This window comes from Streptomyces sp. NPDC059248, from assembly GCF_042753905.1.
In the GTDB taxonomy this organism is placed as follows: Bacteria; Actinomycetota; Actinomycetes; order Streptomycetales; family Streptomycetaceae; genus Streptomyces.
Window position 1 is genome coordinate 61925 of the sequence record NZ_JBHYZV010000001.1, and the last position, 25372, is coordinate 87296.

At 68.0% G+C, this 25372-nt stretch carries 19 protein-coding genes, 1 tRNA gene and 1 pseudogene; 12 read left to right on the top strand and 9 right to left on the bottom strand.

The window, feature by feature from the left end:
- The first annotated feature begins 22 nt into the window (after positions 1 to 22).
- The 5 genes from ACFXG1_RS00315 (at position 23) to ACFXG1_RS00335 (ending at position 5826) form a co-directional block, all read left to right on the top strand.
- On the top strand, positions 23 to 1273 hold the full coding sequence (locus ACFXG1_RS00315; protein ID WP_384708434.1) for an MAB_1171c family putative transporter: 1251 nt from the start codon (positions 23 to 25) through the stop codon (positions 1271 to 1273).
- Between the two features lie 83 nt (positions 1274 to 1356).
- Complete coding sequence (locus tag ACFXG1_RS00320) at positions 1357 to 1860, top strand: hypothetical protein (RefSeq protein ID WP_384708474.1); 504 nt, start codon at positions 1357 to 1359, stop codon at positions 1858 to 1860.
- Positions 1861 to 2189: 329 nt separating this feature from the next.
- Positions 2190 to 2333 (top strand): hypothetical protein, encoded by a 144-nt coding sequence (locus ACFXG1_RS00325; protein ID WP_384708477.1) that lies wholly within the window; start codon positions 2190 to 2192, stop codon positions 2331 to 2333.
- A gap of 239 nt (positions 2334 to 2572) precedes the next feature.
- Entirely contained in the window at positions 2573 to 4888 is a 2316-nt protein-coding gene (locus tag ACFXG1_RS00330; RefSeq protein ID WP_384708437.1) for an N-6 DNA methylase, read from the top strand.
- 722 nt (positions 4889 to 5610) lie between these two features.
- Positions 5611 to 5826 (top strand): DUF6243 family protein, encoded by a 216-nt coding sequence (locus ACFXG1_RS00335; RefSeq protein ID WP_384708444.1) that lies wholly within the window; start codon positions 5611 to 5613, stop codon positions 5824 to 5826.
- Positions 5827 to 6614: 788 nt separating this feature from the next.
- Here ACFXG1_RS00335 and ACFXG1_RS00340 read toward each other — a convergent pair.
- The 5 genes and pseudogenes from ACFXG1_RS00340 to ACFXG1_RS00360 form a co-directional block, all read right to left on the bottom strand.
- Positions 6615 to 7010: an Imm7 family immunity protein gene (locus ACFXG1_RS00340; RefSeq protein WP_384708447.1), complete on the bottom strand. Its 396-nt coding sequence runs from the start codon at positions 7008 to 7010 to the stop codon at positions 6615 to 6617.
- A gap of 5 nt (positions 7011 to 7015) precedes the next feature.
- Positions 7016 to 11725 (bottom strand): putative T7SS-secreted protein, encoded by a 4710-nt coding sequence (locus ACFXG1_RS00345; protein ID WP_384708450.1) that lies wholly within the window; start codon positions 11723 to 11725, stop codon positions 7016 to 7018.
- A gap of 4 nt (positions 11726 to 11729) precedes the next feature.
- Positions 11730 to 12374 carry a hypothetical protein gene (locus ACFXG1_RS00350; protein WP_384708453.1) on the bottom strand — a complete coding sequence of 215 codons (645 nt, stop codon included), beginning with the start codon at positions 12372 to 12374 and terminating at the stop codon, positions 11730 to 11732.
- A pseudogene (locus tag ACFXG1_RS00355) lies at positions 12374 to 12756 on the bottom strand (hypothetical protein). Before ACFXG1_RS00355 ends, ACFXG1_RS00350 begins: the two are co-directional and overlap by 1 nt.
- A gap of 228 nt (positions 12757 to 12984) precedes the next feature.
- A tRNA-Gly gene (locus tag ACFXG1_RS00360) sits at positions 12985 to 13058 on the bottom strand.
- Positions 13059 to 13508: 450 nt separating this feature from the next.
- Between ACFXG1_RS00360 and dcd the strand changes: the two genes are divergently transcribed.
- On the top strand, positions 13509 to 14084 hold the full coding sequence (dcd, locus tag ACFXG1_RS00365) for a dCTP deaminase (protein ID WP_384708456.1): 576 nt from the start codon (positions 13509 to 13511) through the stop codon (positions 14082 to 14084).
- Positions 14085 to 14086: 2 nt separating this feature from the next.
- Positions 14087 to 14584 carry a phosphoribosyltransferase gene (locus ACFXG1_RS00370; RefSeq protein ID WP_384708459.1) on the top strand — a complete coding sequence of 166 codons (498 nt, stop codon included), beginning with the start codon at positions 14087 to 14089 and terminating at the stop codon, positions 14582 to 14584.
- Positions 14585 to 14620: 36 nt separating this feature from the next.
- Here ACFXG1_RS00370 and ACFXG1_RS00375 read toward each other — a convergent pair whose 3' ends face one another.
- The 3 genes from ACFXG1_RS00375 to ACFXG1_RS00385 form a co-directional block, all read right to left on the bottom strand.
- The gene (locus ACFXG1_RS00375) at positions 14621 to 15544 is read right to left on the bottom strand and encodes a Yip1 family protein (protein ID WP_384708462.1); all 924 of its coding nucleotides are present in this window, start codon (positions 15542 to 15544) and stop codon (positions 14621 to 14623) included.
- Positions 15545 to 15682: 138 nt separating this feature from the next.
- A complete protein-coding gene (locus ACFXG1_RS00380) occupies positions 15683 to 17953 on the bottom strand; it encodes a heterodisulfide reductase-related iron-sulfur binding cluster (protein ID WP_384708465.1) in 2271 nt (756 codons plus the stop codon).
- Positions 17954 to 18086: 133 nt separating this feature from the next.
- Positions 18087 to 18650, bottom strand: a complete 564-nt coding sequence (locus tag ACFXG1_RS00385) for a sugar transferase (protein ID WP_384708468.1) — start codon at positions 18648 to 18650, stop codon at positions 18087 to 18089.
- A gap of 284 nt (positions 18651 to 18934) precedes the next feature.
- On the opposite strand from ACFXG1_RS00385, the gene dnaK reads away from it, so the two are divergent.
- Genes dnaK through ACFXG1_RS00405 form a run of 4 tightly spaced genes read left to right on the top strand, consistent with a single transcriptional unit; the run spans position 18935 to position 23189 of the window.
- Positions 18935 to 20794 carry a molecular chaperone DnaK gene (dnaK, locus tag ACFXG1_RS00390; protein WP_384739933.1) on the top strand — a complete coding sequence of 620 codons (1860 nt, stop codon included), beginning with the start codon at positions 18935 to 18937 and terminating at the stop codon, positions 20792 to 20794.
- Complete coding sequence (gene grpE, locus ACFXG1_RS00395; RefSeq protein WP_384739936.1) at positions 20791 to 21486, top strand: nucleotide exchange factor GrpE; 696 nt, start codon at positions 20791 to 20793, stop codon at positions 21484 to 21486. The genes dnaK and grpE overlap by 4 nt, the downstream gene beginning before the upstream one ends.
- Before the next feature lie 60 nt (positions 21487 to 21546).
- Positions 21547 to 22737, top strand: a complete 1191-nt coding sequence (gene dnaJ / locus ACFXG1_RS00400; protein WP_384739939.1) for a molecular chaperone DnaJ — start codon at positions 21547 to 21549, stop codon at positions 22735 to 22737.
- Positions 22738 to 22742: 5 nt separating this feature from the next.
- Positions 22743 to 23189 (top strand): heat shock protein transcriptional repressor HspR, encoded by a 447-nt coding sequence (locus ACFXG1_RS00405; RefSeq protein WP_384721067.1) that lies wholly within the window; start codon positions 22743 to 22745, stop codon positions 23187 to 23189.
- A gap of 347 nt (positions 23190 to 23536) precedes the next feature.
- On the opposite strand, the gene ACFXG1_RS00410 is transcribed toward ACFXG1_RS00405, so the two are convergent.
- Complete coding sequence (locus ACFXG1_RS00410; RefSeq protein ID WP_384721070.1) at positions 23537 to 24568, bottom strand: helix-turn-helix transcriptional regulator; 1032 nt, start codon at positions 24566 to 24568, stop codon at positions 23537 to 23539.
- Between the two features lie 344 nt (positions 24569 to 24912).
- Between ACFXG1_RS00410 and ACFXG1_RS00415 the strand changes: the two genes are divergently transcribed.
- Positions 24913 to 25239 carry a (2Fe-2S)-binding protein gene (locus tag ACFXG1_RS00415; protein WP_384721072.1) on the top strand — a complete coding sequence of 109 codons (327 nt, stop codon included), beginning with the start codon at positions 24913 to 24915 and terminating at the stop codon, positions 25237 to 25239.
- The last annotated feature ends 133 nt before the right edge of the window (positions 25240 to 25372 follow it).

Below are 25372 nucleotides of genomic sequence, written 5' to 3' on the forward strand. Positions count from 1 at the left end.
CAGAACACCCCGAGGAACCCACGTGACCGCACTCGACCTCGCCGGCTACCTCGTCGCCGGTCTGATGACCGCCGTTGCCCTGTGGCGCATGCCGGCCGCGCTCTGGGGTGACGAGGAGGACAAGCGCCGCCGGGCTCTGTGGGGCTGCTACGCGGGCTTCGCCATCGCCCTGTGGACCAAGACCCACGTGGTCCGGGTCAATCTCAACAACAGCCCCGTCGTGGACCTCGCGGTGCTGATCAAGCACTACACGTCCACCATCGCCATCCTGGCGATCCTCAGTTACATCGTCGCCATCTACGGTCACTTCCCGAAGGACGGGGAGATTCCGCGCCATGTCCGGTTCGCCCGGCTCATCCAACGGGTGGCCACCAAAGCCTCCGTGGTCACCCTCGTCCTCCTGACCGTGCTCTTCTTCACGGTGGTGGACCGCTCGGTCCCCACGGACCGGTTCGTGGCCGAACACGCGGGCCAGTGGGGTGCCACGCTCTATATGAGCGTCTTCTACCTGTACTTGGGCGCCGCGTCCGCCGTCTGTGCCTATCAGTGGGCCCTGGCCACCGCGGACACACGGGTGCGCCACCTCCGGGTGGGCCTCGGCATGATGACCTTCGCGATGTTCATCGGTGTCGCCTACACCCTCAGCCGGACCGCATTCCTGTGGATCAGCGTGATCGACCAGCCCGGCGAGAGCTTCGCGCTGACCTTCGACAAGGCCACCGAGGCGGCCCAAGTGGTCCTCTTCGTCTTCTTCGCGCTCGGTGCCTCCATCCCCGCCTTCAGCAAGGGCTGGCGGCGGGTCCGGCTGTGGCGGGCCCAGGTGAATCTGCATCCGCTGTGGCGCGAGCTGATGACGGCCTTCCCCGACCAGCCGTTCGCCCCGCCGGCGTCGCTCGCCCGGGAGCTGACCCGCTTCGACACTCCCGCGGACCTGCGCGTCGACCGCTGGGCGGCCGATATCGCGGACGCGGTCGAGAAGCTGCGTCACTACGTCCCCGACAGCCTGCTGACCGCCGCCCACGAGGCCGCAGCGGGCGAGGGTACGGACCCCGGGAAGGCCGGCTCGCTCGCCGACGCCTACTGGATCAAAGCGGCCCTGATCGCCAAGGCCGAGGGCGCGCCCGCCGGGAAGGCCGCGGCCTTCGAGACCAAGCACGCCACCGACCAGGACGGCGAGGTCGCCTGGCTGGTACGGGTGGCCGCCGCCTACAAGGCCATCCCCGAACAGCGGACCCGCGTCGTTCTGCGGTCCGGTCTGGAGCACAGCGCGTGACCCACACCACCACCACGACCACCACCGCCGCGGCCCGCGTCGTCACCGACGTCCTTCAGCCGCGCAATGTCCTGCTCACGGGCATGCTCGGAATCGGCCTGGCCGCGGCCGGTCACTGGACCGGCCTGCTGTGGGGCCTGCTCGGCGCCCTGTGCGCCGGCCTGATCCCCGCCGGCTACATCGAATGGGAGCGCAAACGAGGCACCTGGGGCGACCGCCACGTGGTCGATCGCACCCAGCGGGCCCCGATCTTCTTCGTCATCCTCGGCTCCATCGGCACCGGCTCGATGATCATGCTCCTCGGCGACGCGCCCACGCCCATCCTGATCGCGATGCTGGGCCTCTGGGTGATGACCATCGGCCTGCTCGCGGTGAACACCGTCTGGAAGATCTCGGTGGACTCCGCCGTGGCCTCCGCGGTCGTGGCCCTGCTGGCCGCGGTCCACTCGCCGTGGTGGCTGATCGCCTACTCGATCACGGCCGCCGTGTGCTGGTCCCGGGTCGCCCTGACCTACCACACGGTGCCCCAGACACTCGCCGGAGCATCCCTCGGCGCGGCCACCACGCTTGCGTTCCTCTTCACCTGAGCCCACCGCCGGGGCCGTACCGAAGACGTCCGGCACGCGCCGCAACCACGCGAAGTGCGCCGGTGGCTCAGAGGGGATGATCCGGACCTGCCTGCCGCAGAGCTCGGTCATGTCGTCACTGTCGGACGTCAGCAAGGCAACCGGTTTCGGCTGCCGCAGCGCGACCTCGGCCCCAGCGGCGGTCCTGCGCGATCCCGGCGGACGGGCCTTCCGAGCCCAGGACAACGGTCTCGATACGCTCACTCATGCGGCGTCCGTGCCGTGGGAGGAGCCGTCGGAACCGAAGACCTTCGCGTGGGCCTTGCCGGCCCCTCGTCGCTGAAGCGGCCGTGCTCCTCTTCATGGCGCCGCAGATCGTCCCCCAGAAGCTGGTGCCGGATCTGGCGGGCTACGGCCTCCGCCACGTAGCCGGAGACGTTGTCGAATCGGCCGAACGGGTCGAGGCCCTGTTCATCGCGTGCTGCTCACGCTGATGGAGAAATCTGTTAACCCCTGTAATCGCGATGAGCCCAGGGCGAAGTTCGGTCACAGGTCGGCTGATGGCCGCAGTGTGTGCCTGGTTCCTCGCCCTGATGGCGGCCTCAAGATGGCATGTGCTCCACTGTTTCGCCCTAGCGAGAAAGTGAGCACTGTGAATGCGCACTTGGTCTTCGCTCTGTCTTCCTCATACGGTCCTCACATCGGCAGCGCACACCAACCTTGTGGAGTCACCGTGGAGTTGGAACACCATGAACAGACCGGTCTCATTACCCGAACCCAGATCGCGGACCGTGTCGGTGTCAGACGACCGGCCGTGTCGAACTGGGCCCGGCGGCACAAGGACTTCCCGGCCCCGGTGCGCTCCGGCGACACGGAGCTCTTCCACGAGGCCGAGATCGCGCGATGGTTTGCGGGCCGCACCATTCCACTACCGCAACTGCTCGACGGGGAGCCGGCGGGAACCACCTATGCCGATCGGTTCGCCCGGGCCGGCGGCGATCGACCGGGTGCGGAACCGAAATCCGTAGGGCGCAGCGCCCAGCAGCCCGGGGTCGAGGACAAGAAGGCCGTCGACCGACTGATGGGCAGACTCGCGGATCGGGTCCGGGGCCCGGCGACGATGGCGGATTACGTGAATCTCTGCCTCGTTGTCATGTATGTACGGCATGCGGAGCCGGAGCGGTGGCGCCGGATCGAGGACGCCATGTCGGCAGGTCAAGGCGTCCGAGATGGGCAATGGCTACTCCGCTCCCTCGGTGACACGGCCCAGTACACGCTGCGTCGGAACGGCGATCGCACCGATATGCGGAGCAGCCTGATGCAGTTGGAACCGCGAAGCTGGGACGACCTCACCACGGCAGTGCGGACGGCGGCGGACACCGGCGTCGGTGCCTTCCAGCTCGTGTGGGAGGCGTTCAGCGCCCGGGAGGGGCTGCAGAGCTCGGAGTTCTGCAGCCCGGTGGGCCTCGCGTCGTTGGCCGCGGAACTGCTGCTGACCTCGGGGCAGAAGGCCACGGTGCTGGACCCCTACACAAGGGGCGGAGAGATGCTGGCGGCTGCCCACCGGCACATCGGGGCCGGGCACGGAACCGTGTACGGCGAGACCCTCGACGGTCGGCTGCAGGCAGTCGCCAGTCTGTACCTTCTCCACCTCGGCGTGCGGCCGAGATTGACCAGCACCCGATCCGACCGATGGCCACCGCCCCGTGAGCACACCGCCGATGTCGTGCTGACTAATCCTCCGTTCAACATGAGCGACGCACCCGGCCCCGGGCGCCGGACGGGAAACTGGCCGTACGGATCACCACCGAGGGGCAACGACAATTTCGCCTGGGTGCAGTACGTTCTCGACGCGCTGGTACCCGGCGGTCGAGCAGCGTTGGTCATGCCGGTGAAGGCGGGTAACTCGGTGAACACCGCCGAGCGCGAGATCCGGGGTGCCCTTGTCCGGAGGGGCGCTGTGGAGTGCGTCATCACACTGCCGTCCCATCTGTTCTCCGCTACGCCTGTGCCGGTGTCTCTATGGTTGCTGCGACGTGCCGAGCATCCGGTGCGAGAGGGCATCTTGTTCGTAGACGCTCAGGAACTGGGGGAGAGACTCCGACGTCGGCGCGTGCTGCGGGAGACGGATCGCGATGCGATCTCGGCAGTGGTCCGCCCATGGCTCTACGAAGAGGCGTGCCCGGACGCCGAGAGCATTGCGATCCGGGCCGCCGACCGGGGTTTCTCGGCTGCCGTGGTGGCGCGCGCGGACATCGTCGGCGAGGAGTATTCGCTGCGCCCCGCCGACTACCTGGGAGGCGGAAACTACGGCACTGCCCCTGTTGCGGCTCGACTGCGCGAAGCCAGTGACGAGGTGGCGGAGCATACGGACACGGTTCGTCTGCTGGAGCAGTGGGGAGTGGGAACGGAGAACGGTTACGGCGTGGGTTTGGGAGCCGGAGACTGGACCGAGGCAGTTCTTGCAGACCTCTGCGAGATCCAGGCCGGTCCGTCGTACACCCGCCTTCCCACAGGGGCACGCACGGCGGGCGCTGGTGTTCCGCTCGTGTTCCCGCAGGATCTCGTCGGAGGCGAGATCGTGGCGGAACCAGGGAGCCGTGTGCCGTGGAAGCTGGCCGAGCGCTTCAAGAAGTTCGAGTTGCTCCTGAATGACATCGTCTGCGTGCGTACGGGGGCGCAGCAACAACCCGCGCTCGTCGCGGGCCCGCAGGCCGGATGGTTGCTCAGTTCGAACGTTACGCGTCTGCGCGTACGCCCCGACGCCGTGATCGACCCTGTGTATCTCCATACCTACCTCGGCCTCCGGAACGCGCGGGAGTGGATGTCCCACCGTGCCGCAGCCACCGCGGCCCCCTCACTCAGCTCGTCCGCTCTCGGGCACCTGCCCGTGCGCTTCCCGCCGATCGAACAGCAGCGACAGTGTGCGCACCTCCTCGGAGAGCTCGGTCAACGAGCCGAGGCCTACGCCGCCTACGCGGCGGCCTTGGGCCGGCTGCGCGGCGAACTGGCCGAGCATCTGCTGCACGGCTCGGTCGAGCCGCTGTGACGGCCTGCCACTCACTGATTCCCTCTCCCCCTTCGCCCATGACCCCCGAATGGATTGAGTCCATGCCCGAATCCACAAATCGCTCCGTACCCACATGGCGCCTGTGGCTCGCGCTGTACGTCGCCTGCTCCCTGGTGGTCGGACTCGCCGTGAGCCTGGTGGTGCTCCGGTCGGGAGCTGACACCAGTGACCTTCTTCTGGCAGGGGGAGGAGGCTTCGCGACATCCTTCGCCCTGTGCCTCGCGCTTCCTGCGGCTGTACGAGAACTCAAGCGTCAGGACTGACCCGGATAGCCCGTCCATGCGGCTGAGCCCCGTCGGCAGGGACCCTCGGACCAGCGATCCGAGGGGCCCGTCGGCCAAGGCGCCCGATGCTGGTGAACGATGTGCTTCGCCGTGCTTCCGGCACCCAACAGCGATCACGCCGGCCGATCATCCACCGGGCAGGCCCGGCCCCAGTCGTTGGCGTGGAGGCGGCTTTCCGTGAGGACCCTGGGCTCCGTCGAGATTGCCCCAGGTGCTCCCCAAAGGCCCGGCCGACGCCCGGGCGGCGAATGTCTGGTGTGCGGGGTCGGCGGAACCGGGTAACGTCTTTGTCATGTTCTTCCAGCTGCTGATTTACGAGTGAGTGTGTGATGGGCCCCGCTGATGCCCTTCGACGTCGTCGCGCCTGTCTCCATCAATGAGTCCGTAGATCACTTCACACCACTACCGGGAGGACCAGTGACTGTGAGCAAGAACATCAACAACCCCGTGGGCATGGGTGGCGGGCAGCGCAAGAAGCTGTCCCGTGCCGAACGGCAGAACAACGGCCCGCACCGCAACCTCGACCGCCGGGGCGCCGCCGACCGGAAGGCGGAGCTGGTGCGCAAGATGCGCGAGAAGACAGCCGCGGCTGAGGACGCCCAGCAGACGGACGGCGACACCACACAGAGCTGACGCCGCCGTGGTGCGGCACCGCGCGGGGCACGGCCAGGTTGCCCGGAATACCCGAGACCTGGTTGCCACCACGGTGCTGCGCGAGTGGTGAGGAATTCCGGAATGGATTTGGACAACGCTGATCAAGGTTGGCTGCTTCCAACCGCCCGTTGAGCAGCATCACGACCTGCGCCTCGGGGCGGTGGTGCGCCAGTGGTGCGGGGTCCCGAAATTGGTCTAGATAACAAGAAAGGCCCCGGTCTCTGACCAGGGCCTTCTTCACGGAGTGGGTGACGACAATCGAACTCGTGCTCTGAGCTTGAGAATCACCCACTACTTGAGATCGACCGTCACTCGGACCTGCGCATATGTACGCCTCGGGGCGGATTCGCAAGGGGAGGCGACCCGTTGTTCACCTCTGCGACTGGCATGTTGTGGCACGGCTGGTCGCCTCTGGCCCCAAGGTGGTGTTTGTAAGCCGCACCCGCCCGCGAGTCGGCCCCGCTCCCGGGACAGCACTCGATGAGACGGCGATGTGGTGCCCAAGGGCGCCCTTCAGGCGCGGCGCCCGGTCCGAGAGCATCCTGCCCCGGGCAGGTCTGGCCTTAACTCTGGCCGCAGGCCCGAAGGCGGCCTCCCCTGCCCAACACCGATGACGGGGTATGCCGTCTGCCGGCATGCCCTGCGGTATCGCGGCCAGGTATGTACGTTCGCGGCTATGGACCGCCCGTGGTCTCCATCCGCTCTGGTGAGTGGCTGCGGGAAAAGCCCGTTCCGAGTTCCAGCGTGGCGCGGGATCAGGCACCGGGTCAGTCTTCGATGACCGGACGGACAGGGGAGAGGAATGGGTCCAGACGGACATGAATCTGGCCCCTGGCCATGACACGGACGCGAAAGGCACCCTGCCCCGGAGGGCCGTCGAGGTCGGCGGAGCGTTCGTAGAGCAGGCCCCACGAGCCGGGGAAGCGGGCAGCGACATGGTCCAGCAGGGCGTCCAGATCTGCAGCCTCGTCGCGGCGGCGATTCATCAGACCGTTGGCCAGGAGGAAGAACTCGCCGTTGTGAGTGTTCAGTACGACCTCACCTGTGGCCCAGTCGATCTCCGCGATCCGCGCCCTCAGTCCGGCGACACCTTCATCAAGGCCTCCGGCATCCGCCTCCTCAGGTGATTCGGCAATACCGAACCAGCCATGGAACTCGTACATTTTTCTCAATTCAGTTTGTCGGTATCGATTACGGGATCAACTCCGTAACGGCGTCCATATTCTTGCAACTTGGCTATCACGCCCGGGCCTGGTTCACCGTCGAAGTGAAAGTAGGGAGTTCGTCCGGATTGTATCGCATATTCGAAGGTGGCTTTTGCCTGATTTCGGAGGGCGCTTCCCATCTGCATTCCCTCCGGCTTCGACTGTGCGACGTACTCATCACTGATCGCGTCGATCTCCCGCCCCTTCGGATCGTGCTCGAACTTCACCCGGGACTCACCGCCGAGGCGCTCGGCGAGCGCGTCGGCGGCCGGGTCTGGTTTGTTTACTTTGACCAGACCGCCGAGGCCGCCGTTGTTTTCGTACGGGGCGAGACCGAGGGGGTCGCTCCAGGTATGGGGGTTGTGGACATAGGTCGAGGGGTTGGGCGCGGGGGCCAGGCCCAGCGGGTCGGGTGTGGTGTAGCGGGCGGTCTGGGGGTCGTAGTAGCGGTGATGGTTGTAGTGGAGCCCTGTCTCGGGGTCGTAGTACTGCCCGGGGAATCGCAGGGGCGTGTACGCGGATGCGTCCGCGTTCCATGTGGTGGTGCCCCACAGGGTGGTACGGCTGTGCCATGCGATGTCCCCGTGATCGGAGAGGAGCTCTGTGGGGGTCCCGATGAGATCGGTGGCGATGGCGAAGAATCGTGCGTCGATCTCTCGCCGATCAGCGATATCGGTGAGCCGCTCCGTCTGGGCGATGGGGGTATGACCCTGATGGTCCCAGGTCAGTGTGGTTTGGCTGAGGGCATCGGCCAGGGTGGTGGTCTGCTCCGCCAGAACTGTGCCGTCCCAGATGAAGTCGACGCGCTCCAGGACCGTTTTGTTGTCGGCGGCCAGCCGCTCTTTACGGGTACGCCGCCCCAGCGGATCGTATCCGTAGCGCCAGTGGGTTCCGTCGGGCGTGATGACCGCGACGAGTTGGTCATCCGCGTCGTAGGAGTAGCGCCAGGTATCGGGCTTTCTGGAGACCCTGCGCCGGGTACGCCGCACCAGCCGCCCGGCGCTGTCGTGTTCGTAATGATTCGCGCCGGCGCGAAGGACACGGTTGCCCGTGTACGTACGTGGCCCCCTGGCCTCCGTATCTGCGTGCCGAGTGGGCCAGGTTGCCGAGGTCTGGTTACCTCCTCGGTCATAGCTGTACGACTCGATCCAGTTGGTGCCGGCGACGGTGGTGACCCGCCCGATCTCATCGAGATCGAAGCGCCGCGGTCCGTGTCGCGTGTCGTCGGCGCCGATGAGATGGCCGTCCTCGCGATAGGTGTAGCTCCGGCGGCTCAGGCTCCGCCGACCGGCCAGGACTTCTTGGTTCGTGATGCGGCCCGACTCGTCTCTCATCGAGGTCAGGGCGAGCGTCTCCCCATATCGGCGCACTGACTCACGGCCGGACTCATCACGTGTGAAGGCCACTTCATGAGCGCCGGCCGTCAGTCTGGAGGTCCGGCCCGCCGCGTCGTACGAGTACGAGGTCACCTGTCCGCTGGGTGTGACTCGCCGGGTCCGGCGGCCGGTCGCGTCGTACGCGTAGGTGCTCGCCCGCCCATCGACCAACTCGGTCTTGACCTGCCCCATGCGGTTGTACTGATAGATCAGCTCGCTGTCGGGACTCGCGGCGCGGATCAGGCGTCCCACCGGATCGTATGTGTATCGCGTGAGGCGGTCGGTGGTGGACTTGGCGACCACTCTCCCGAGAAGATCGCGCTCATAGCGCACGGTCTCACCGTGCGGTCCAAGGCGGGCGGTGACCCGGCCCGCATGGTCGACCTGGTAGCTGGTCGTCCGCCCGTCGAAGTCGGTCTCGGTGACCAGCTTTCCGGCTCCGTCGTAGCCGTAGGACCAATTCAATCCCTGCGGATTGACCACTTGAGTGAGCCGCAACTCGGTGTCATAGGTGAGTTCGTAGCGCGCGCCGTCCGGATCGGTTCTCGCGGCGAGCAGGTCGAAGTGGGTGTACTCGAACCGAGTGATTCGGCCCACGGCATCCCGATGAGAGGTGCAATTTCCCTCACCGTCGTACGTCCATGTGTCCATTGCGCCGTCCGGCCCGCTGCGGCGAGCGAGCCTGCCCTCGACGGTCCACTCGAAGCTGGTCGTGGCACCGTCGGGCTGGACCAAGTCGGCAATCCGCCCGAAGGCATCCCTGTGATAGACGGTGAGTCCACCGGTCGGATCCTCCTGCCCGATGCGCAGACCGGCCGCGTTGGAGTGCAGCCGGGTCACCAGTCCCTGTGGGTCGGTGATGGAGGTGAGATGGCCCAGGGAATCGCGTGTGTAGCGGGTAACGCGCCCGGCCGGGTCGATGACGGACAGCCGGTTCCCGAAATCGTCGTACTCCTGCTGCCAGCAGGCCCCATCCTCCTGGGTGAACGCGACCGGGCTCCCGGCGGTGTTGTACACGGCGTGCGTGCGGGTGCCGTCAGGGCGGATCACGCTGGTGAGCCTGCCGCTGTCGTCATAGCCGAACCGTGTGACCGCACCAGTCGGATCGGTGCGGGTCAGCAGGCGGTTGTAACGGTCGTAGGTGGTGCGTATGGCCGCGCCGGTGGGATCGGTCTCGACGACCACCTGAAGAAGGTGGTTGACCGTGTACCGCCAGATCTTGCCGAGGGAGTCCGTGACCGTCGTGGTGCGCATTCCTGTTCGCGGATCGGGGTCCGAGTAGGTGAATTGCGAACGCAGATGGCCCGCAGCCCCGGTCTGATGGACGCAGCGGTCGCGCTCGTCGTAGGCAAAGGTGAAACGCGAGTCGTTGGTGTCGGTCCAAGCGGTGATTCGCCCGTCGGAGTCGTGCTCGAAGCGCAGCGGGATGCCCGATGACCGGGTGACCGAGGTGAGGTGTCCGTTCTGATATCCGTAGGCGACCAGCCTGGTGCCACCGGAAGAGTCGGTGCCATCGGTGCCATCGGTGTCTGGTGGGACACCACCCAGCCAGAGCGAGGTGATCCGGCCACTCTTCGTGGTGAATGTCAGCCGGTATCCGCCGGAGTGAAGGAGGGAGAGCGGTGCTCCCTCGTCGTCGTAGTCGGCCGTGATCGTGTTGCCGCTACGGTCCGCCATCTCGGCCAACGGTGCTACGCCGTCACCACCGGGTTCGGCGTCCGGGGGCGCCAGGAAATGCCGGATGTCGCCTGATTCCGGATCCGTGAGCGTGTAGCCACCGTCGCTGTTACGTTCCAGTGCCCACCGTGGACCGGCCTCCGCGAGCGCGGGCAAGCCCGGTACCGGATGAGGGAAGGCCAGCAGGAGATTGTCCTCGCCATGGAAGACCACACCCAGTGGATCCACCGTCAGGCGCTGGTCGATGGTTGAGGACCAGCAAGGGCCGAACCAGCGGCCCGCCCGGTACGAGGACTCGTAGTCCCGCCGGAACTCCAGAGGGAGTGCGCCGGGCAGGGAGACATCGGTCTGGGCGAGCAGTATGCGCCCTGTCGCGAAGTCCACCGGCTCTCGACCACAACACTTGTCCGTGGCCTTGCGGCTAGCGTCCGCGGCATTGTTCGGTCGTCGGGCGCCGTTGGCCAGGTCGGCGGCCTCTTTGGCGACCCGGGCGCCTTTGATGCCAGCGCCGGCGCCGCCGGTGGCGGCGGTCAGCAGCAGGTCGGGGACCGATCGGCCGAAGCCCTCGGCGGGGTCCTTCATGAAGGCGGTGATCATCTGCTTGCCGGCGCCCACGGGGTCGTTCGCGACCATGACGAGGCCGGCGGCCGTGTTGTTGAGCGCGAGGGCGTACTCGGCGGGGTGGGTGATGTTGTACGGATCTAGGGGGTTGAGGCTGCGGGCGAAGGTGACCAGCCCTGCGGTGCCCTTGACGATCCCCGCGCCGAAGTGGGTCCGCAGCACCTCGTACTCGGCCAGGCCGTCCGCCATCTGAGCGGCGTACGAGGGCTTCGGCGGGGCGGCGTCGCGTGCCGCCGCTACCGCGCCGCGGGCGGTCTCGGCGGCGGCGTTCCGCTGCCTGCGCGCCTCGGCGAGGAGTTCCTGGGCCTCCTCCATCCGTGCCCTGCCCGGGTCGGAGAACTCACCCGGCTTTGGCGGCAGGGACGACGGGTCCCGATTGTCGGCGGGCTTCGCGTTGTACTGGTCTGCGGCCCTGTTGTACGCGTCGACGCTTGCCTTGTGCGCGTCCAGAGCGTCCTCAGACGCCTTCGTCCCGGCCTTCCAGAGGTCGATCGCGCTCTGCGCCTGCCCCTGTGCCCACTCCACCGTCGAAGCGAAGGACTCCAGCGCTCCGGCGGCCTTCCCGAAAACGTCTGCGCCCTTGAACCACTTCGGCGGCTCGATCTTCACAGTGGTCCGGAACGCGTCCGCCATCTGCCCCTTGAGCGTGTCCGAATCCAGCCCCTCAAGTCCCAGACCGACATTGTCGAACGCCTTCTGGAGATCCTTCAGATGGGAGGCCGTCGAGCGGAGCTTCGACGGGGATCCGTAGACGAGTCTGGTCTTGTCCTCGCTCTGTCCGAGGTCGAGCTCGTCGACTTCCGCTCCCATGCGGTTGGCGAGGGAGCGTGACTTGTCCCGGACCCAGTCGGATCCCGATTCCCAGCCGATGTCGTCGAGCCGGTCGGCGGTCCAGCCCCCGGCGTCCTCGACCCGGTCGCCCACCCACGCGGTCCCCTTCTCGACCGCGTTCTCCACCGAATCCGGAGTGAGGTCACCAACGATGTCACCGATGCCCATGGATTCAGTTCCCCCCGTTGCCCTGCTGCTGTGCGGTCCGTTCCTCGGGTGAGGGTCCGAAGGCGTCGTCCACGGCCCGGTCGACCTGCTTCTGGTCCACGCCGACGAGACCGCTGATCGCACTCACCCGCTGCCCGCCCATTCCCTCGGTCAGCACCGCCCGGCTCGTGTCCTTCCAGGTCTGGCCGGCTTCTTCCCCCGCCCGGTCGAACGACTCCTGGCTGTAGTCCGGGTCCAGATAGTCGGGCTTGAGGACCTCACCCCACACCTGCTTGACGATCTCGTCCCCGGAGGCGTGCGGATTGCCCACGGCCGCGTTCACCGCGACCTTCAGCATGCCCTCGACATACCGTTCCTCCTCCCACACCAGCCCCGCCGCCAGCCCCAGCTTCGCCGCGATCGTGTTCGCGTCCTGGACCAGCGCTCGTACGCCCCACTCCCAGCGCTCGCAGAAGTCCTCGAAGTCCGTCGACAGTCCGTGGTGTCCGGCTTCCATCCCTGTCATCGACAGATCCGAGAGCCCCTTGCCCATCAGCGAGCCGGTGTTGGTGCCGAACTCGCTCAGCTCGGCGATCGCGGCTCGCAGCCCCGATGTGATCCGCTGGACACTCTCCGGCGAGACACCGAGATCCTCCGCCCCGCCGCCCATCAGCCCCGGCCATCCGCGTCCACGGCGACCACGTCCGGCACGATGGCCGCGACCGGCGGAAACAACATCGCCCCCTCTCCGTCCGCGACATTCACCGCGACACCGGCCGGCACCCCCAGCGCCGGAACCACCTCATCCAGCAGCCGAGCCCCGCGCACCTTGGCGAACTCCCACGACCGCCCCGCCTCCCCACGCGCCGCCGCGAACCGCGCCAAAGCCCCCTCGTCCGTGAAAGCGCACACCCACCGCACCCCGCCGTCCACAGCCCGCCGCCAGCCACAGGCACCAGCACGAGAGTCCGCCGCAACTCCCCCACCAATGCCCGCGGATCCCCCACCCCCGCCCGCCGCTCGGCGATCCGCTCCGCCAACCCCGTATCCATCACGGAACCCCCTCCGGCTCTCGACCCCACAAGCACCGTAGGCCCCCGCCGGGCAAGGTCGCCAGGAAACCCATAGACGAGCGGGTCGCTTTCCCCGGCTCGACGAGACAGGGCAGTGCGGAGTCCTGTGGCGCGATCATTTTCGCCACTGGGTACGCAACGGGCACACTGCCCGGAATTGGTCTGGACAACAAGAAAGGCCCCGGTCTCTGACCTGGGCCTTCTTCGTGGAGCGGGTGACGAGAATCGAACTCGCGCTCTGAGCTTGGGAAGCTCATGTTCTACCATTAAACTACACCCGCACGCGGAGCCGAAGATCGGGAACCGCAGTGCGCTTACTCTACCTCATCGAAGACCCCCGGCGAAGGAAGCCGCGGGGTCTTTGTGTTGTGGCGGACGGTACCGCGGGTGCGGGGGGCGGGAGTTGGGGCATAGCGTGGAGGGGGGAGTGGCGGGTGCGAGGGGGGCGGGGGGATGGCCTAATGTGGGGGTTCGTCCGCATTTGTTGGGGAAGGGACCCGATGGACTTGATGGAGCGCACCGTCGTCCGTTGTGCCGAAGGGCACGTGTTCGCGACCGCCTCGTTTCCGATGCAGCAGCTGGGGGCCGGGAGGATCGGGCCGGCCAGGCTCGTTCGGTGTCCGAGGTGTGCGCGGTTGCGGAGTGTCGTGCCGGTGGCTGTAGGGAAGTGAAAGGGGAGCGCACGGGCGTCCGGTTCGTTGGGGTCCGTGCGCTCTGCGTATCCTCGGGGGGTGCTTCTCTCAGACAAGGACATCCGGGCCGAGATCGACGCCGGACGGGTACGCATCGACCCGTTCGATGAATCCATGGTGCAGCCGTCGAGTATCGACGTGCGGCTCGACCGCTACTTCCGGGTGTTCGAGAACCACCGGTATCCGCATATCGATCCCGCCGTGGAGCAGGCCGATCTGACGCGGACGGTGGAGCCGGAGGGGGACGAGGCGTTCATCCTGCATCCGGGTGAGTTCGTGCTGGCGTCGACGTACGAGGTCATCGGTCTGCCGGACGATCTGGCGTCCCGGCTGGAGGGGAAGAGCTCCCTCGGGCGGCTCGGGCTGGTGACGCATTCGACCGCCGGGTTCATCGACCCGGGGTTCTCGGGGCATGTCACGCTGGAGCTGTCGAATCTGGCGACGCTGCCGATCAAGCTGTGGCCCGGGATGAAGATCGGGCAGCTGTGTATGTTCCGGCTGAGCTCGCCGGCGGAGTTCCCGTACGGGAGTGAGCGGTACGGGTCGCGCTACCAGGGGCAGCGGGGGCCGACGGCCTCGCGGTCCTTCCAGAACTTCCACCGGACGCAGGTGTGACGATGAGCGCTGTACGCGAGAACCTGACCTACGAGACCTTCGGGACCGCGGTCCGCGAACTGGCGCAGAGCATCGCCGACGACGGCTTCGAGCCGGACATCGTGCTGTCCATCGCCCGCGGTGGGGTCTTCGTCGCCGGTGGGCTGGCCTACGCGCTGGACTGCAAGAACATCCACCTGGTGAATGTGGAGTTCTATACCGGGGTCGGTACGACCATGGAGATGCCGGTCATGCTGGCGCCGGTGCCGAACGTGATCGACTTCTCGGACAAGAAGGTCCTCATCGCGGATGACGTCGCCGATACCGGCAAGACGCTGAAGCTGGTGCACGACTTCTGTCTCGACCATGTGGCCGAGGTCCGCTCGGCCGTCGTCTACGAGAAGTCCCACTCGCTGGTGAAGTGCGAGTACGTGTGGAAGCGCACCGATGAGTGGATCAACTTCCCGTGGTCGGTGGAGAAGCCCGTCGTACGCCGCCAGGGGCAGGTTCTCGACTCCTGACCCTCGCGGGGGCGGGACCGGGGGACCGGCCCCGCCTCAGATCGTGCCGAGCTTGATCAGTGACAGCAGTGCGAGGAGCTGGATCGCCGACGCGCCCAGGGCCTTCGGCCAGGGCAGGTCGTGCGACTTGCTCACCATCGAGGTGAACAGCGCGCCCGCCGCCAGCCAGGTCGCCCAGCCCAGGAGCTGGACGAAGGAGTTCTGGCCGCCCAGGAAGAGGGCGAAGAACAGCCGTGGCGCGTCCGTCAGCGACATGATCAGCATGGAGAGGCCGACGGTGGGCTGCCAGGCGCCGGTGCCGCCGAACTGGCGGGCCAGGGTGTGGGTCACCGCGCCCAGGATCATTCCGCCGATGACGAAGGCGACCGCCGTCATCAGGACCGCGGGCACCGCCGACGACAGGGTGGCGTTGATGACCTCCTGGCGCGGCTCGTCGAGGCCGAAGATCGCCAGCGCGCCGTAGAGGAGCGTCACCACCAGCGCCGGGCCCCAGACCGGGTAGTCCCGCATCTGGAGGAAGGTCTGCGCCGGTCGGGTGACGATGCCGCTGAGCAGCTGCTTCCAGTGCAGTCGCGGGCCCGTCGGCGCGGGTGCGCTGCCCGCCTGGTACGTCGCGCCCTGGCCGTACGGGTCGTCGACCGTGAATGCCCGGGTATGGCCCGGGTTGTCGGCCGCGTACGGGTCGTGGTGCGGGTTGGGGGGCGCGTTGTGCGGCGCGTTGTGGGGTGGGGCGTACGAGGGGTCGTACTGCGGGGCGGGCGCCTGGTGCTGCGGCCCGCCGTAGTACTCCGGCTCGCCGTAAGCGGGCTGCTGTCCCCCCTGGTAGCCGCCCGGCTGGGGCCAGGGCTGCTGCTGTCCGTACTGCGGGGGCGCGCCCTGGGGAGGCCCCTGCGGCGCCCCGCGTCGGGGGCGCTGCTGCGTGCGGTTGTCCCGGCCGCGTCCGATCCTGAATCCAGCCACGCTCTCGAAAGTACCCCGTTTCGGCAGATCACGACTCCACCGCAGGGAGGAGCGGGGGGCTTTGCGGCTGACCTGTGACATCCCCTAGGGGGATGCGAGGTGGATCCGGAGGGGGCCCGGCCGGGCCCCCTCCGCGTGTTACTTGACCGGCTCCGGCTCCGGGGCGCCCTCGGGCTCTTCCAGGGGCTCCGGGTCCGACGGCGGGGTCTTCACCGAGTCGAGCAGCAGCTGGGCCACGTCGACGACCTTGAGGGACTCCTTGGCCTTGCCGTCGTTCTTCTTGCCGTTGACCGAGTCCGTCAGCATCACCAGGCAGAACGGGCACGCGGTGGAGACGATGTCCGGGTCGAGGGAGAGCGCCTCGTCGACGCGCTCCTCGTTGATCCGCTTGCCGATCCGCTCCTCCATCCACATCCGCGCGCCGCCCGCCCCGCAGCAGAAGCCGCGTTCCTTGTGGCGGTGCATCTCCTGCTGGCGCAGGCCGGGGACGGCCGACATGATCTCGCGCGGCGGGGTGTAGACCTTGTTGTGGCGGCCCAGGTAGCAGGGGTCGTGGTACGTGATCAGGCCCTCGACCGGGGTCACCGGGATCAGCTTGCCCTCGTCGATCAGATGCTGGAGCAGCTGGGTGTGGTGGATGACCTCGTACTCGCCGCCGAGCTGCGGGTACTCGTTGGCGATGGTGTTGAAGCAGTGCGGGCAGGTCGAGACGATCTTCTTCGACCACTTGGGCTTCTTGGTCGCCTCGTCCTCGTCATCCTCGCCGAAGGCCATGTTCAGCATGGCCACGTTCTCCTGGCCGAGCTGCTGGAACAGCGGCTCGTTGCCCAGCCGGCGGGGCGAGTCGCCGGTGCACTTCTCCTCGCCGCCCATGATCGCGAACTTGACGCCCGCGATGTGCAGCAGCTCGGCGAAGGCCTTGGTGGTCTTCTTCGCCCGGTCCTCCAGCGCGCCCGCGCAGCCGACCCAGTAGAGGTAGTCGACCTCGGTGAGGTCCTCCAGGTCGCGGCCGACGATCGGGATCTCGAAGTCGACCTCCTTGGTCCACTCGACGCGCGCCTTCTTCGCCAGGCCCCAGGGGTTCCCCTTCTTCTCCAGGTTCTTGAGCATGGTGCCCGCCTCGGACGGGAACGCGGACTCGATCATCACCTGGTAGCGGCGCATGTCGACGATGTGGTCGATGTGCTCGATGTCGACCGGGCACTGCTCGACACAGGCGCCGCAGGTGGTGCAGGACCACAGCACGTCCGGGTCGATGACGCCGTTCTCCTCCAGCGTCCCGATCAGCGGGCGCTCGGCCTCGGCGAGCGCGGCGGCGGGGACGTCCTTGAGGGCCTCGGCGGACGCCAGCTCCTCGCCCTCCATGTTCTTGCCGCCACCGGCGAGCAAGTAAGGCGCCTTGGCGTGCGCGTGGTCGCGCAGGGACATGATCAGCAGCTTGGGGGAGAGGGGCTTCCCGGTGTTCCAGGCGGGGCACTGGGACTGGCAGCGGCCGCACTCGGTGCAGGTGGAGAAGTCGAGGATGCCCTTCCAGGAGAACTGCTCGACCTGTGAGACGCCGTAGACGTCGTCGTCGCCCGGGTCCTCGAAGTCGATCTCCTTGCCGCCGCTGGTCATCGGCAGCAGAGCGCCGAGGGCGGGCGCGCCGTCCGCGTTCCGCTTGAACCAGATGTTGGGGAAGCCCAGGAAGCGGTGCCAGGCGACACCCATATTGGTGTTGAGGGAGACCGTGATCATCCAGATCAGCGATGTGCCGATCTTCACCGCGGCGGCGAGGTAGATCAGGTTCTGGAGGGTGTTGGTGTCCAGCCCGTCGAAGGCGGCGACCAGGGGGTACGAGACGAAGTATGCGGCCTCGTAGCCGTCCACGTGGTGGATCGCGCCTTCCAGACCGCGCAGGACGAGGATCGCGAGACCGATGGTGAGGATGACGTACTCGACGAAGTACGCCTGCCATGCCTTGGAGCCGGTGAACCGCGACTTGCGGCCCGCCCGCGACGGCAGGTTCAGCAGCCGGATCGCCATCAGGACGAGGATGCCCACGACCGTCATCACACCGATGAACTCGGTGTACATCTCGAACGGCAGCCAGCCGCCGATGACCGGGAGCATCCACTCGGCCTCGAAGAGCTGGCCGTACGCCTGGACCAGCGTCGGCGGCAGGGTCAGGAAGCCGATCGCGACGAACCAGTGGGCGAAGCCGACGATGCCCCAGCGGTTCATCCTGGTGTGGCCCAGGAACTCCTTGGCCAGGGTGATCGTGCGCTGCTTGGGGTCGTTCACGCGGCTGCCCGCGGGGACCGGCCGGCCCAGTTTCACGAAGCGGTAGATCTGCGCGACGGCTCGGGAGATGAGCGCGACGGCGACCACGGTCAGGACCAGCGACACGACGATCGCGGCGAGCTGCATTTCGGGCTCCTCGGGCCTGCGAGGGGGACGGTCCGGGACGACCGTACTACTAAGCGGTAACTTAATGGTTTCGGCCCGACACTACCCACTTCTGACGCCGCACTGTAGCCGCGCGGCCGGTGATCTGTGTCGCTCAGGCTTGCCTCAGTCCCTGCGGGTGCGGTACGCGCGCCGGGCTCACGCCCGCGGCCGGGTGGGCCGGTCTGCCGCGCCGGAGGACGGGGAGCGTACGGGCCATGATCGCCAAGTCGAGGCCGAGCCAGTGCTCCCGTACGTAATAGAGGTCCTGGACGGCCATCTCCTCCCAGGGCATTCCGGACCGGCCGCCGATCTGCCAGAGGCCGGTGATTCCGGGGCGTACGGCGGTACGGGCCCGCTCCGCGCCGGCCGTTACCCGGTCCACGGGCAGTGGGCGCGGGCCGACCAGGGACATCTCGCCCCGGACGACATGGATCAGCTGGGGCAGCTGGTCCAGGTAGTGGCGGTGCAGAAAGCGGCCCGTCCGGGTGCCGGGCGCGACCCGGAACGTAAGCATCCGGAACGGTCGTCCGTACGCGCCCGTACGCGCCCGCCCGACCAGGAGGGGGCCGCGCGAGGAGACGGCCACGGCGATCACGAGCACCGGCAGGGCGGGGGCGAGAAGCAGCAGCAGAAGGGTGCCGCCCAGGAGATCGAGGGCGCGCTTGGAACGGGACATCGTCTTCTCCCGCCGGTGGGGGTGGGGCAGGGGGAGGGGGTGGTTTGGGATGGTTCGGGGATTGTGGGGGGATCTGGGGGGTTCATGGAGTTCGTGAGGGATGACTGTGGCAGAAAGGGGGTACGGGGGCGGGTGCGCCACGCCTGACGGGGTGCCGGGAGCCCGGGGTGCGGATAAGCGGGGGATAAAAGTTGAGTGTGCTCGACTCAGGTCTGTTGACGGAGGCAGAGGTGTGGGGCATCCTTGAGTCAGTTCCACTCAAGTAGTCAGCTGGAGGAATTGACATGGCACGTGCGGTCGGCATCGACCTGGGCACGACTAACTCCGTCGTCAGCGTTCTGGAGGGCGGCGAGCCCACCGTCATCACCAACGCCGAGGGAGCCCGGACCACGCCGTCCGTCGTCGCCTTTGCGAAGAACGGTGAGGTGCTGGTCGGCGAGGTCGCCAAGCGCCAGGCGGTCACCAACGTCGACCGGACGATCCGATCGGTCAAGCGCCACATGGGCACTGACTGGAAGATCGAGATCGACGGCAAGAACTTCAACCCGCAGCAGATGAGCGCTTTCATCCTGCAGAAGCTGAAGCGCGACGCCGAGGCGTACCTGGGCGAGAAGGTGGCCGACGCGGTCATCACCGTCCCGGCGTACTTCAACGACTCGGAGCGCCAGGCCACCAAGGAGGCCGGTGAGATCGCGGGCCTCAACGTCCTGCGCATCGTCAACGAGCCCACGGCCGCGGCCCTCGCGTACGGCCTGGACAAGGACGACCAGACGATCCTCGTCTTCGACCTCGGCGGCGGCACCTTCGACGTGTCCCTGCTGGAGATCGGCGACGGCGTCGTCGAGGTGAAGGCCACCAACGGCGACAACCACCTCGGTGGCGACGACTGGGACCAGCGCGTCGTCGACTACCTGGTGAAGCAGTTCCAGAACGGCCACGGTGTCGACCTGGGCAAGGACAAGATGGCCCTCCAGCGCCTCCGCGAGGCCGCCGAGAAGGCCAAGATCGAGCTGTCGTCGTCCACCGAGACGTCGATCAACCTGCCCTACATCACGGCCTCCGCCGAGGGCCCGCTGCACCTGGACGAGAAGCTCACCCGCGCCCAGTTCCAGCAGCTCACCTCCGACCTGCTGGACCGCTGCAAGACCCCGTTCCACAACGTCATCAAGGACGCGGGCATCGCCCTCTCCGAGATCGACCACGTGGTCCTGGTCGGCGGCTCCACCCGGATGCCCGCGGTCGCCGAGCTCGTCAAGGAGCTGACCGGCGGCAAGGAGGCCAACAAGGGTGTGAACCCCGACGAGGTCGTCGCCATCGGCGCGTCCCTCCAGGCCGGTGTCCTCAAGGGCGAGGTCAAGGACGTCCTCCTGCTCGACGTCACCCCGCTGTCCCTCGGTATCGAGACCAAGGGCGGCATCATGACCAAGCTGATCGAGCGGAACACCACGATCCCGACCCGTCGCTCCGAGATCTTCACCACGGCCGAGGACAACCAGCCGTCGGTGCAGATCCAGGTCTACCAGGGCGAGCGCGAGATCGCGGCGTACAACAAGAAGCTCGGGATGTTCGAGCTGACGGGGCTGCCCCCGGCGCCGCGCAACGTCCCGCAGATCGAGGTCTCCTTCGACATCGACGCCAACGGCATCATGCACGTGACCGCCAAGGACCTGGGCACGGGCAAGGAGCAGAAGATGACCGTCACCGGCGGCTCGTCGCTGCCGAAGGACGAGGTCGACCGGATGCGCCAGGAGGCGGAGCAGTACGCGGAGGAGGACCACCGCCGCCGCGAGTCCGCCGAGAGCCGCAACCAGGGCGAGCAGCTCGTGTACCAGACCGAGAAGTTCCTCAAGGACAACGAGGACAAGGTCCCCGGCGAGGTCAAGACCGAGGTCGAGACCGCGATCGTCGAGCTGAAGGAGAAGCTCAAGGGCGAGGACGGCGCCGAGATCCGTACGGCGACGGAGAAGCTGGCCGCCGTCTCGCAGAAGCTCGGCCAGGCGATGTACGCCGACGCTCAGGCCCAGCAGGCCGCCGCGGGCGACGGTGCCCCGCAGGGCGACGCCGGCCAGGCCAAGGCCGACGACGACGTCGTCGACGCCGAGATCGTGGACGACGAGAAGGACACCAAGGGTGGTGCCGCGTGACGGAGGAGACCCCGGGTTTCGACGAGAAGCCCGACGTCCCCTCCGGCGCCACCTCTGACGACGCCGCCGAGTCCGCCGCGCCCTCCGAGAAGGAGGGCACGGCGGCCCCGGCAGGGGACGCAGCACAGTCCGCGGGCCTGACGGCCGAACTGGACCAGGCACGTTCGGCACTCGCCGAGCGCACCGCCGACCTCCAGCGGCTCCAGGCCGAGTACCAGAACTACCGCCGCCGGGTGGAGCGGGACCGCGTCACGGTCAAGGAGATCGCCACGGCGACCCTCCTGACCGAGCTGCTGCCCGTGCTCGACGACATCGGCCGCGCCCGGGACCACGGGGAGCTGGTCGGCGGATTCAAGTCCGTCGCCGAGTCCCTGGAGACCGGGGTCGCCAAGATGGGCCTCCAGCAGTTCGGCAAGGAGGGCGAGCCCTTCGACCCGACGATCCACGAGGCGCTGATGCACAGCTACGCGCCGGATGTCACCGAGACCACGTGCGTCGCGGTGCTCCAGCCGGGGTATCGCATCGGCGAGCGCACCATCCGCCCCGCGCGGGTGGCCGTCGCCGAGCCCCAGCCGGGTGCCGGACCCGCCGCCAAGGAGGGCGCGGACGACGAGTCCGAGCCCCAGCCGGGCGCCGAGGCCGGTGGCCGCAAGGCCGACGGCGAGGAGAGCGGTGGCCCGGAAGAGGGCTGACGCACACGGAGGCGTACGCGTACGGAGCGTGCGCGACACCGCCCGGGAGGAGGGACGTCGATGAGCACGAAGGACTTCGTCGAGAAGGACTACTACAAGGTCCTCGGCGTCCCCAAGGACGCCACCGAGGCCGAGATCAAGAAGGCGTACCGGAAGCTCGCCCGCGAGTACCACCCGGACGCCAACAAGAACGACACCAAGGCGGAGGAGCGCTTCAAGGAGATCTCCGAGGCCAATGACGTACTCGGCGACGCCAAACGGCGCAAGGAGTACGACGAGGCACGCGCCCTCTTCGGCAACGGCGGCTTCCGGGCGGGTCCCGGCGGCGCCGGCGGCAACACCTTCAACTTCGACCTGGGCGACCTCTTCGGAGGCGCCCAGGCCGGAGGGCAGGGCGGTGGCGCCGGCGGCTTCGGCGGCGGGCTCGGCGATGTGTTCGGCGGGCTGTTCAACCGGGGTGCCGGGGGGACCGGCACCCGGGTCCAGCCCCGCCGCGGCCAGGACGTCGAGTCCGAGGTGACGCTCAGCTTCACCGAGGCCGTCGACGGGGCCACCGTCCCGTTGCGGATGTCCAGCTCGGCGCCGTGCAAGGCGTGTTCGGGCACCGGCGACAAGAACGGCAACCCCCGGGTCTGCCCGACCTGTGTCGGCACCGGACAGGTCTCGCGCGGCGGCAGCGGCTCCTTCTCGCTCACCGACCCCTGTGTGGACTGCAAGGGCCGCGGGCTGATCGCCCAGGACCCCTGCGACGTCTGCAAGGGCAGCGGGCGCGCCCGCTCGTCGCGCACCATGCAGGTACGGATCCCGCCGGGCGTCTCCGACGGCCAGCGGATCAGGCTGCGCGGCAAGGGCGCCCCGGGCGAGCGCGGCGGAGCCGCCGGTGACCTCTATGTCGTCGTCCATGTCGGCGAGCACCCCGTGTTCGGCCGCCGGGGCGACAACCTGACGGTCACCGTGCCCGTGACCTTCACCGAGGCCGTGCTGGGCGGCGAGGTGAAGGTGCCCACGCTCGGCGGTCCGCCGGTCACCCTGAAGCTGCCTCCGGGCACGCCCAACGGGCGTACGATGCGGGCCCGCGGCAAGGGCGGCGTCCGTAAGGACGGCACCCGCGGCGATCTGCTGGTCACCGTGGAAGTGACGGTTCCGAGGGATCTGAGCGGCAAGGCGAAGGAAGCGCTGGCGGCCTATCGCGAGGCCACCGCGGACGAGGACCCGAGGGCCGAGCTGTTCGAGGCCGCGAAGGGAGCATGAGGACGATGGACGGAAGGCGCCGCAACCCCTACGAACTGACCGACGAGTCACCGGTGTACGTGATCTCGGTGGCCGCCCAGCTCTCCGGGCTGCACCCGCAGACGCTCCGGCAGTACGACCGGCTCGGCCTGGTCTCCCCCGACCGTACGGCCGGCCGGGGACGGCGCTACTCCGCCCGGGACATCGAACTGCTCCGTACGGTGCAGCAGCTGTCCCAGGACGAGGGCATCAACCTCGCCGGGATCAAGCGCATCATCGAGCTGGAGAACCAGGTCGCGGCGCTCCAGTCCCGGGTCGCCGAGCTGTCGGCGGCGGTCGAGGGCGCGGCGGCGGCGATGCGGCAGCGCGAGTCGCAGGTCCATGCCTCGTACCGGCGCGATCTGGTGCCGTATCAGGATGTGCAGCAGGCGAGCGCGTTGGTGGTGTGGCGGCCCAAGCGGGCCGGCGAGTAACCCGGCCGTCCGTCGCGCCTCGTGCGCCTTTCGAGCCCCCGTCGGGCCGCTCCCCGGAGCGCCCGCGGGGGCTCGGTCGTTCGCGCTGAGGGTTGCCGGTGCGAATCGGCGCCCCCTGAGGGGTGTCCCCGAGGGCGTACGCCCCGGGCGCTCATGGAGGGGCGCACGCTCCGTCCGGTTCCCGCCGCAGTCCGCCGGGGGCCGCGGGGCCGGGTGAACGCGGCCGTCCGCGCCCCCGGGACACCGCGGTGACCGGATTCTTGCGGCTCACCGCTCCCGTGCGGATCGGTACGGAAGCGGGGAGTCACCGCGGTGCGGGTGCGGGTCCGGACGCTGGTGCTGGTGCGTCAGTCGGCGGCGGACGGCGGATGCGGCGGGGTCGGCGGGGTCGTGGGCTGGGTCTCGTGTGCGAGGATCCCCGACTGGGCGATCAGAAAGCCCAGCTGGGTACGGCTGCCGCTGCCCAGGGAGGACCCCAGCTTGGCGATATGGGCCCGGCAGGTGCGGACGTTCATGCCGAGGCGGCGCGCGATCGCCTCGTCCACATGGCCCTCGACCAGCAGCTTCGCGATCGACCGCTGGACGCCGGTGACGCCGTTGAGATCGGGGCCGTACGAGATCGGCTCGTCCCACGGCAGGCCGTGCAGCCAGAACTGCTCGAAGACGCCGACCAGATAGTCGACGATCCCCTTGTGCCGCAGCTCCAGGGCGAACAGCCGGTCGCTGCTGGCCGGGATGAAGGCGACCTTGCGGTCCACGATGATCAGCCGGTCGATGATCTCCTCCAGCGTGCGGACCTCCACCCCGGACGGGCCGACCTTCTCCATATAGGAGAGCGTGGCGGGGTGGTGACGGGCCGTGTGCTGGTAGAGCGTCCGCATCCGTACGCCGCGTTCGATCAGCGGCTGGACGCGGCGCAGGGCCTTCTCCAGCGAGTGCGGCTGGCGGCCGCTGCCCGGCTGGACCGTGAGAAGCTCCTCGGTGCAGTCGGCGGTGACCTGGTCCAGCGTGGCGTTGATGCGGTTGAGGCCCTCCAGGACGGTGATGCCGTCCGGTACGGACGACGACTGGGCCGTGATCGACAGAAAGGGTTCGAGGGCGTCGGTGAGGGCGACGGTCCGCCGGCGGCGGTCCTGGATCTCCCTCTCGATCGGGTGAATCAGTTGTGCCAGTGCCGTGGTGGGAGCAACCGGGCGGAGCCACTGCGCGTCATACGGGTCCGGATCGAGTAGCGCGAGGTCGTAGAGACAGGGTGTGGATTCGGCCTCCAGCCGGGACAGACGTCCGGTTCTCAGGGCCGTGATGTAAAGACTCTTTCCCGCCTCGCACAACTTGCCGTCTGAGTGAGGGTGTCCGAGTTCGCCCCCATGAGACGTCATATGTACCCCCTCATGTTCCTGCATTACAGGAACATGATGCCTGCCGTCGCTGGTGCAAGCGTTCGGAGTGAGACATCGTCTTATGCGCGGGGGAGGAGGAATGATCAAATGAGGTGGAGATCACCCATGTCTAGGACGCTACGTGCGCTATGTGCTCTTGCCTTGGCGGGCGCCGCGCTGGGTGCGGCTGCATCCGTCGGCGAACCCTCCTGGGAGCGCGTCCCCGTCGCCGTCTCGGCGGCGGACCAGGGTGAGCCCTCGTGGGAGGTCGTAGGACCGTTCGCGGCAGCGGGCGAGCCTTCCTGGGAACTCACCACCGCACCCGCTTCCGAAGGTGCGGACGCATGACCGTTCCACCGGACGACCGGTCCTTCCGGCGCGAGATGGCCACGGCCTACCGCTCTGGGTGGCACTTCATCGATCTCGTCACGGCCATTCCCCACCGCGGCGATTCGTTGATGGTCACCCTGTTCGGCGAGCCCATCGTCGTGGCGCGCGAGGAGGACGAGGACGTACGCGCCTATCGCTGCCTCCGGCGGCCGAGGGGTGCGCCGCAGCCGGTCCGCTGCGCCATCCGCTACGGAATGATCTTTGTCAATCTCGACCAGCGCGACCACCAGCTGGCCGAGCCCGATACCGACACCACCCGAGCCACCCCCCGCAGTGCCTGAGCGATTCCCCCGTCGTTCCAGATCGCTCAAGCACTATCCCCCACACAGCGGCGCCATCGCGGACCTGAAACGCGATGGCGCCGCTGTGCGTCCGCATTCGGACGGGTGAGTTCCGGATATCGCCGCGCCTTTT